Below are 8,167 nucleotides of genomic sequence, written 5' to 3'. Positions count from 1 at the left end.
GATCAAGGTGGTGGCACCCCGCGTCGCGCTCAAGGTCACCGACGAGGCGGTGCAGATGTTCGGCGCGCAAGGCATCAGCCAGGACACGCCGCTGGCGCGGTCGTGGACGCATCTGCGGACCTTGCGCCTCGCCGACGGTCCGGACGCCGTGCATCGCCGTCAGGTGGCGCGCACCGAGCTGAAGAAATACACGCAAGAAAAGGTCTGAGCGCCGGCATCGTCATCCGGCGATGCCGACAGCCCAAGCACGGAGTGTTCCAATGGCCGTCCCCTCCGAAATGAAGGCGCTGCTGCTGGTCGGCGACGGCTACACCAGGACGCTGAGCGGCAGTGTGCTGGAGGCGATGGAGCCGTATCTCGAGCCGGGCAACATCGCGGTGCCGACACCCGGACCGACGCAGGTGTTGATCAAGGTCAACCTCGCCTCGATCAACCCCTCCGACATCGCCTTCGTCAAGGGCCAGTACGGCCAGCCGCGCGCCAAGGGACAGCCGGCGGGCTTCGAGGGCGTCGGCATTGTCGTCGCCAGCGGGGACGAACCCTATCCCAAAGGCCTGATCGGCAAGCGTGTCGCTTTTGCCACGGGCGTCACCAATTGGGGCTCTTGGGCCGACTATGCCGTAGCCGAGGCCGATGTTTGCATCCCGCTGCTCGACACCGTTCGCGACGAGGATGGCGCGGCGATGATCGTCAACCCGCTCACCGCGCTCGCCATGTTCGACGTCGTCAAGGAGGAAGGCGGAAAGGCCTTTATGATGACCGCCGGCGCCAGCCAGCTCTGCAAGCTGATCATTGGCCTGGCCAACGGAGAGGGCTTCCGGCCGATCGTCACCGTGCGCCGCGACGACCAGATCGCGGCGCTGAAAGCGCTCGGCGCGGCGCACGTCCTCAACGAAAAGGCGCCGGATTTCAAGGCGGCGCTACGCGAGGTGGTGAAGGCCGAGCAGCCGCGCATCTTTCTCGACGCGGTGACCGGGCCGCTGGCTTCCGCCATCTTCGACATCATGCCGAAGCGGTCGCGCTGGATCATCTATGGGCGGCTCGATCCCGAAGCCACTGTTATCCGCGAGCCCGGCCAACTGATCTTCCAGCACAAGCGTATCGAAGGTTTTTGGCTGAGCGAGTGGATGCGCCAGTTCCGCGATCGCCGCGGCCCGGCGATCCTGGAAGCGCAGAAGCGTTTTTCCGACGGGCGCTGGTCGACCGACGTGACAGCGGTGGTGCCGCTTGCCGAGGCCATGACGCGGGTGCCGGCGGAACTGGCCAAGCCGAACGGCAAGGTGTTCATCCGGCCTTAGGCCAATTCGAAAGGTTCGAGAAGCTTGGACGCGAGGGGGCCTCGGAGTGCTTTGCGTCAGAGATTGCCGGTTATCCGCCGCCTCGGGACCGTCAGGCCGATACCCGCGTCCATCAAGCCCCCTATGCCATGCCGCTGCGTCCGTGATATGCCGCCGCCATCGAATGCCGGGACAGGCTGGACTGAGCTTGTTCCGGGATTGTGTGGGGTGCCTTGATGACGATTTCCAAGCCGGTTTTCGACCGTTTGGGGTTTGGCCTGTGGATCGGAGCGTTCCTGGTCGTTCTTGCCATGGTCCTGCGGTCGCCGTACACGCGGACGGTATGGAAGGCCTATATAGACGGCAGCGAGGCGCTTCTGGCCGGTCTGCCGCTCTACGACACCCAATCCGAGATGGGGTATCTCTACGCGCCGGCCTTCGCCGCGCTCTACACTCCGATAGTCAAGCTCGGTCCGCATCTGGGCGGCGTGGTGTGGCACTCCCTCGGGTTTGCGGTGCTGACCTATGCCGCGATGCGGCAGGTGCGCAAGCTCGGTGGTGGCGAGTTGATGTGGCTGCTTTCTTTCGGCCTCTTCCTCGCTTTGCCGATGGCGCTCGGCGCGATCCGCAACGGCCAGGCGACGATCCTTTTGACCGCCGCTTGCTGGCTTCTCACATTGTCGGCGCTGGAAGGGCGACGGGCGGAGACGTTCTTCTGGGCTTCGCTTGCCATCATCGCCAAGCCGACCGCGATCATAATGCTGTTGTTGGTAGGAGCCCTTCGGCTTCGGTTGATACCGGTGCTGGTGCTGGCGGTGCTGTTCGTGCTCGCACTGCCTTACGCTTTTGCTCCCGCCGGCTATCTCAACGATCAGTATCGTGTCTTCGCCCAGATGTTGACCTCCATGGCCGTCGACAATACCAGCCATTTCGTGTCCACGGATTTCACGGCACCGTTCACCACGATAGGGCTGCCGATACCGGAATTCGGCGCAACGATCGTGCGCATGGTCATGGCCCTCCTTACGCTTTCAGCCGTCATCTGGTTCGACCGCAGGCTCGAAGGGGGAAAGGCAGCGCTGGCGATCTTCCTGACGGCCACCTTCTACATGTGCGTCTTCAACCCGCGCGTCGAGCCCAACACCTTTGCCATGATCGCGGTACCAGCCGGTCTTGCCATCGCCCTGTTGTGGCGCGAAGAACGAGGCGGCGTCCTCGCCTCGGTGCTGTCGATGACGCTGTTCGTGACCGGCCTGAGCGGCGTCGAGCGCCATGTGCACGATTTCCTCTTCCCCTGGTTCCGGCCGGTCGCCATCACTTTCATCGCCGGTTTGCTGATCTGGTGGTTCTGGGCCAAGGCACGGGAAAAGGTGGTGAATGCGGGAGTCGCGAATGGCTGAGTTGCGACAGAGCCTCGATATCGTTGCGCCATTCTTCAACGAGGCGGCTTCGGCATCGGCCTTCGCGCGCCTGCTCGGCGAGCTCGAAGCGGCCGTGGCACAGCGCTTCGGCATGACCGTGCACAAGATCCTGGTCGATGACGGCAGCCGTGACGATGGCGCCGGACGATTTTCGCAGGCGCTGACGGGATCGTGGGAGATCGTCCGCCTCAGCCGCAATTTCGGCAAGGAAGTCGCTGTGCTCGCCGGCCTCGACCAGTCGCGCGGCGACATGGTGCTGATCATGGACGCCGACCTCCAGCATTCCCTGGACATCAGCCTGAAGCTGATCGCCGAGCTGGTGAACCATCCCGACATCGACGTCGCCTATGCCCAGAACGACCGCCGCGAGGCGAGTTGGCGGCGCAGCCAGCTTGCACGGCTTTTCTACAGCCTGATCAACAGCAGCCAGCGTTTCGACATTCCTGAAAATGCCGGCGACTTTCGCGTCATGCGCGGCGCCGTGGCGCGCGCACTGACCAGCCTGCGTGACAAGCGTCGCTTCAACAAGGGCCTGTTTGCCTGGGCGGGCTTTCGCCAGAAAGCATTGCCCTATTCGCCGGAAGGCCGCGCCAGTGGCACATCGAAATGGAGCCGGCTCAACCTGATCGCCTTCTCGCTCGAAGGGTTCACCTCGTTCTCCGTCATTCCGCTGCGCCTGATCAGTCTTAGCGGGCTGCTCGCGGCGTTGGCCGGCGCGCTCTATGGTGCAAAGGTGTTCTTCGAGGTGATCTTCTACGGCATTGCCGTTCCGGGCTACCCCAGCCTGCTGGTTGCCGTCGTTCTGCTCGGCGGCCTCAACCTGACCCTGCTTGGCCTGATCGGCGAATATGTCTGGGTGACGCTCAGCGAGAGCAAGGATCGGCCGGTCTATCTCGTGCGCGATGTCGTGCGCAGCGAGGCCCCCGCCGACCGGCCGGAGCCGGGAACTCCGAACAGATGACGCGGCGCATTCGCCTGATCGCCGACGATTACGGCTTGGCGCCTGGCGTTTCCGCCGGGATTCTCGATCTTCTCGATCGGGGGCGCCTGACCGGCACCAGCTGCATGACCGGCTTTCCCGAGTGGGCAAAGGAGGCAGAGCGCATAAAACCGCTGTGCGGCCGGGCTGCGGTTGGGCTGCACCTCACCTTGACCGACCAGTTGGCCGTCACCGGCCGGTCGGCCCTGGCGCCGGAAGGCCGGCTGCCACCGCTCCGCGCACTGGCCTTGCCTGTTCTGCGCGGCCGCATCGGCGCCCGCCATGTCCATGCCGAGCTTGACGCCCAGTACAGCCGCTTCGTCGAGGCGCTTGGCCGCCGCCCCGATTTCGTCGACGGGCATCAGCATGTGCATTTCCTTCCTGTCGTGCGCACATGGCTGTGCGCACGGTTTCCAGAAGGCGCCGACAGGCCGGCCCTGCGCGGCGCCCCGGCGCTGGCCGCGGGAGCGAAAGTCGCTGCGATTGCCGCGCTCGCCGCCGGGTTCAACCGCTCGATGCAGCGCGCGGGCTTCACCGTTTTCCAGCCGCTCGCCGGCATCTATGACTGGCGGCAACCGGAAAAGTTCGCTGCGGTTCTGCAGGCCGCCGTCGAAGGGTTGCCAGAGCGAGGGCTGTTCATGTGTCATCCCGGCCATGTCGACGAGACGCTGCGCGCGCGCGACATGATGCAAGGTGTGCGCGAGGTCGAATTCGCGGCCCTCGCATCGGACGCGTTCGGAGCCAGCCTGGCCCGCGCCGGCGTCGAGATCTTGGACGGCAAGAGATGAGCGACGCCGATCGGCCCCAGCGTTCGGCCGGCAGCAAGATCGTCCGCTTCGCCATTGTCGGACTGGCGAACACGGCCATCGACCTTGCCAGCTTTTTTCTGCTGCTCAAGCTCGGGGTTCCGCCGGTGCCGGCCAACATCGCTGCCTGGTTCGTCGCCGTCACCTTTTCCTTCGCGGCGAACGGCTTGTGGTCGTTCGAGCGCAATCGAGCCATCCGGCTGCATGACGCGTTCCTTCGTTTCGCCACGCTTGGAGCGCTGATTTCGCTCGGTGTCTCCAGCCTCTCGATCGCGCTGTTCGCCGGCATCATCGGGGTGTGGCCGGCGAAAATCGGCGGCGTCGTGGTGGCGGCGGTGCTGAATTTCCTCGCCGCGCGCTGGTCGATCGAAGGCCGGTTCCTGAGATAGGCAGAATTATTTTTCTTACGAAATTCCGGACGAAAAACCGCTACACACTTTTCCTGGGATTTCTATTCAGCCGGCTCCACATTGGTGTAGGCGGCTTCCTCCAACTCGCGCTTCAGTCGGGCTTCCTCGTGGGTCTTCGGCGTGACGAAGCGGCCAAGCATGAGATAGGCGACCGGCGTCAGGAACAGCGTCGAGACGGTGGCCAGCCCCAGGCCGCCGACGATGACCCAGCCGAGCGCGACGCGCGCCTCGGCACCGGCGCCGCTCGCCAGCACCAGCGGCAGGCCGCCGAGCACGGTGCAGATCATCGTTATCATCACCGGCCGCACGCGGATGATCGAGGCCTGTTCGATCGCCTCGCGCACGCCAAGCCCGCGGTCGCGCAACTGGTTGGCGAATTCGACGATCAGGATGCCGTTCTTGGCCATGACGCCGACCAAAAGCACCAGGCCGATCTGGCTGTAGGCGTTGAGACTGGTGCCCGAGAGGAGAAGCGCGAAAATCGCACAGGCCAGCCCTAGCGGCACCGTCGCCATGATGATGACGGCGCTGACAAAACTTTCGAACTGGGCGGCCAGCACCAAAAGGATGATGACCAGCGCGAAGCCGAAAATGGTGACCATGGCGCTGTTGGTCTCGCCCAGCGTCGCCGCCTCGGCCAGCGGCAGGATGCGGCTGCCTGGCGGCAGCAGCGGCGTGGCGATTTGCTCGGCGCGGGTGAGCGCATCGCCAAGCGCTAAGTCGCCGCTGAGGTTGGACGTGATTGCGACCGAGGGCTGCTGCTGTTCGCGCGACAGCGACGGCGGCACGGCGCGTTCGGTCAGCGTGGCGATGGTCGACATCGGCACGAAACGTCCGTCGGCTGTTTTCAGAAAGATGTTTTCCAGATCCGTCGGATCGTTGATCGGATTGGTGGTCGAGACCAGCTTCACGCCGTAGCTGCGGTCGGCGATGTAGACGTCGACGACGTCGTTGCCGTCGAGCATGGCCTGCAAGGTGTTGGCCAGTCCTGATATGTCGATGCCGAGGTCGGAGGCCCGCTCGCGGTCGATGGCCACGGCGAGCTGCGGCTGCGTCGGGTCGATGGACAGGCGCGGTGTCTGGAAGCGCGGGTCCTTCTGCATCTCGGCGATGATCTTCACGGCGGCATCGCCGAGCGCCTTGCGGTCGTTGCCGACTAATGCGAACTGCAGGCCGTTGCCGGCGCCACGGATACCGAGGCTGTTGGGCTGCACCGGGAAGATACGCACGCTCGGCACCTGCCTGGTCAGCTGGCTGATCTCGGCCATGATCTCCTGCTGGCTGCGGCTGCGCTCGTTCCACGGCGCCAGCGTCATCACCATGAAGCCGGAGTTGTAGGAGCCGTTCTGGCCGGCGTTCTCGAAAGTGCTGCGGATCTCGCCGGAATCGCGCATCGGCTGGATCAGTCTCTCGATCTTCTGCATCTGCTGCGTTGTGTAGTCGAGGCTGACGCCTTGCGGGGCGCTGATGCGCAGAAGCACGGCAGCGCGGTCCTCGGTCGGCGTCAGTTCCTGGCGGATGGTGCCGAACAGAGTAAAGGCTGTGCCGGCAAACAGCACCGCGACTAGAAGCACGATCCATGGCGCGTCGAGGCACGCATGCAGGCTGCGCTTGTAGGCCGTATTGAGCGCGCCGCCGATGCGGGCGCCGATGCCATGGCCACCTTCGTGGTGGAGCGATGCGCCGGTCAGCATGCGCGAGGCGAGCATCGGGCACAGCGTCAACGCGACCACGCAGGACAAGAGCACCGACATGGCAAGCACGAAGCCGAATTCGCGGAACAAGCCGCCAGTCTGGCCGGGCAGGAACGAAATCGGCACGAAGACGGCGACCAGCGTCAAGGTGGTGGCAATAACGGCAAAGAACACTTCCTGCGCGCCAAGCACAGCGGCCGCACGCGGTCCCATGCCTTCGTTGCGTCGTCGCACGATGTTTTCGAGCACGACGATGGCGTCGTCGACGACCAGGCCGGTCGCCAGCACCAGCGCGAGCACGGTCAGGATGTTGACCGAGAAGCCGGCCAGATAGATGGCGGCGATGGTGCCGATCATGGCGACCGGCATCGCCAGGCCGGGGATCAGCGTCGCGCGCCAGTCGAGGAGAAACACATAGATGACGATCAGCACCATTGTGACGGACAGGCCGAGCGCGATCTCGACCTCGTGCACCGCGCCCTTGACGAAGACCGCGTCGTCGCTGGTGATCTTGATCGACATGCCCTTGGGTAGGTTTTCCTGCAACTTGGCGACGGCGGACTGGACGCCGGTCGAGATGTCCAACGTGTTCGATTCCGCCTGGCGGATGATGCCGATGCCGATGCCCGTCTTGCCATCCGAGCGCAATGTGGTCTGGCCGACATCGGGGCCGAGCGTGACGGTGGCGACGTCGCGGATGCGCGTCGTGCCTCCGACGATGATGTTTTCGAACTCTCCCGGCGTGGTGACGTCGGCAGTCGTGCGGACGATCAGGTCCTGGTTGGTCGTGGTGATCGAACCGGCAGGGGAATCGAAGGCGACCGAGGCAAGGGCGGCCCTGAGGTCGGCAACCGTGAAGCCGAGGCTGGCCAGCTTGTTCTGATCGACGTCGATGCGGAAGATCTTGTCGCGGTCGCCATAGACCTGGACGTCGGCAACGCCGGGCACGGCGGCCAACTCGTCCTCGATCTGGTCCTGGACCACCACGGTCATGTCCTGGATCGACATGTTGCCCGAGGTCACCGCCAGCCGCATCACCGGGTCGGAATTGGCGTCGGCCTTGACGATGCGCGGCGGATCGGCGGTGTCCGGCATCTGGTTGGCGACGCGGCCGACGGCATCACGCACGTCCGAGGCGGCGACATTCAGATCGACGCCATCGTTGAACTCGATGGTGACGCGGCTTGAGCCGAATGAGGAAGACGACGAGATCGACTTGACGCCGGAGACGCGGGCGACGGCGCCCTCGATGGTGTCGGTCAACTCGCGATCGACGGTCTCGGCCGCCGCGCCCTCGAAGGTGGTGGAAACGGTGACGACCGCGCGATCGACATCAGGCAGTTCGCGGATCTCGACGCCGTAGAAGGCGGCCAGGCCGGCGACCGCAATCAGTGTGTTCAGCACGAAGGCCATCACCGGCCTGCGGATGAACAGGGCGGTGAAGCCGGTCTCGCTGGCAGTGTTGGCGGGGCTGGTCATGTGCCTGCGGCGGCGTCCGCGGCGCGCTGCTCTTCGCCGGCAAGGCGGACCGCGCCGCCCTCGCTGACGCTCTGGGTGCCCCCTGTGACCACCATGTCGCC

At 64.9% G+C, this 8,167-nt stretch carries 7 protein-coding genes; 6 read left to right on the top strand and 1 reads right to left on the bottom strand.

What is annotated here, in order from left to right; all coding sequences use genetic code 11:
• From EN750_RS09770 to EN750_RS09745, 6 genes are all read left to right on the top strand, one after another.
• Positions 1 to 208, top strand: a 208-nt coding sequence (locus EN750_RS09770; protein ID WP_281062278.1) for an acyl-CoA dehydrogenase family protein, incomplete at its 5' end; no start/stop codon positions are given.
• A gap of 52 nt (positions 209 to 260) precedes the next feature.
• Positions 261 to 1,298, top strand: a complete 1,038-nt coding sequence (locus tag EN750_RS09765; protein ID WP_127396294.1) for a zinc-binding dehydrogenase — start codon at positions 261 to 263, stop codon at positions 1,296 to 1,298.
• Positions 1,299 to 1,513: 215 nt separating this feature from the next.
• Positions 1,514 to 2,677 (top strand): glycosyltransferase 87 family protein, encoded by a 1,164-nt coding sequence (locus EN750_RS09760; protein ID WP_127396293.1) that lies wholly within the window; start codon positions 1,514 to 1,516, stop codon positions 2,675 to 2,677.
• Positions 2,670 to 3,659 (top strand): glycosyltransferase family 2 protein, encoded by a 990-nt coding sequence (locus tag EN750_RS09755; protein WP_127396292.1) that lies wholly within the window; start codon positions 2,670 to 2,672, stop codon positions 3,657 to 3,659. Before EN750_RS09760 ends, EN750_RS09755 begins: the two co-directional genes overlap by 8 nt.
• Complete coding sequence (locus tag EN750_RS09750) at positions 3,656 to 4,465, top strand: ChbG/HpnK family deacetylase (protein ID WP_127396291.1); 810 nt, start codon at positions 3,656 to 3,658, stop codon at positions 4,463 to 4,465. Before EN750_RS09755 ends, EN750_RS09750 begins: the two co-directional genes overlap by 4 nt.
• Positions 4,462 to 4,872: a GtrA family protein gene (locus tag EN750_RS09745; RefSeq protein ID WP_127269060.1), complete on the top strand. Its 411-nt coding sequence runs from the start codon at positions 4,462 to 4,464 to the stop codon at positions 4,870 to 4,872. Before EN750_RS09750 ends, EN750_RS09745 begins: the two co-directional genes overlap by 4 nt.
• A 62-nt stretch (positions 4,873 to 4,934) precedes the next feature.
• Here EN750_RS09745 and EN750_RS09740 read toward each other — a convergent pair whose 3' ends face one another.
• Positions 4,935 to 8,066 (bottom strand): efflux RND transporter permease subunit, encoded by a 3,132-nt coding sequence (locus EN750_RS09740; protein WP_127396290.1) that lies wholly within the window; start codon positions 8,064 to 8,066, stop codon positions 4,935 to 4,937.
• Positions 8,067 to 8,167: the final 101 nt, after the last annotated feature.

Source organism: Mesorhizobium sp. M7A.F.Ca.ET.027.03.2.1 (assembly GCF_003999175.1).
Taxonomy (GTDB): Bacteria; Pseudomonadota; Alphaproteobacteria; order Rhizobiales; family Rhizobiaceae; genus Mesorhizobium.
This window is presented reverse-complemented; position numbering and strand designations above follow the sequence as displayed.

Excerpts from the sequence above, each read along its gene's own strand:
- EN750_RS09765 (WP_127396294.1), top strand. The coding sequence starts at position 261 with ATGGCCGTCCCCTCCGAAATGAAGGCGCTGCTGCTGGTCGGCGACGGC.
- EN750_RS09760 (WP_127396293.1), top strand. The coding sequence starts at position 1,514 with ATGACGATTTCCAAGCCGGTTTTCGACCGTTTGGGGTTTGGCCTGTGG.
- EN750_RS09755 (WP_127396292.1), top strand. The coding sequence starts at position 2,670 with ATGGCTGAGTTGCGACAGAGCCTCGATATCGTTGCGCCATTCTTCAAC.
- EN750_RS09750 (WP_127396291.1), top strand. The coding sequence starts at position 3,656 with ATGACGCGGCGCATTCGCCTGATCGCCGACGATTACGGCTTGGCGCCT.
- EN750_RS09745 (WP_127269060.1), top strand. The coding sequence starts at position 4,462 with ATGAGCGACGCCGATCGGCCCCAGCGTTCGGCCGGCAGCAAGATCGTC.
- EN750_RS09740 (WP_127396290.1), bottom strand. The coding sequence starts at position 8,066 with ATGACCAGCCCCGCCAACACTGCCAGCGAGACCGGCTTCACCGCCCTG.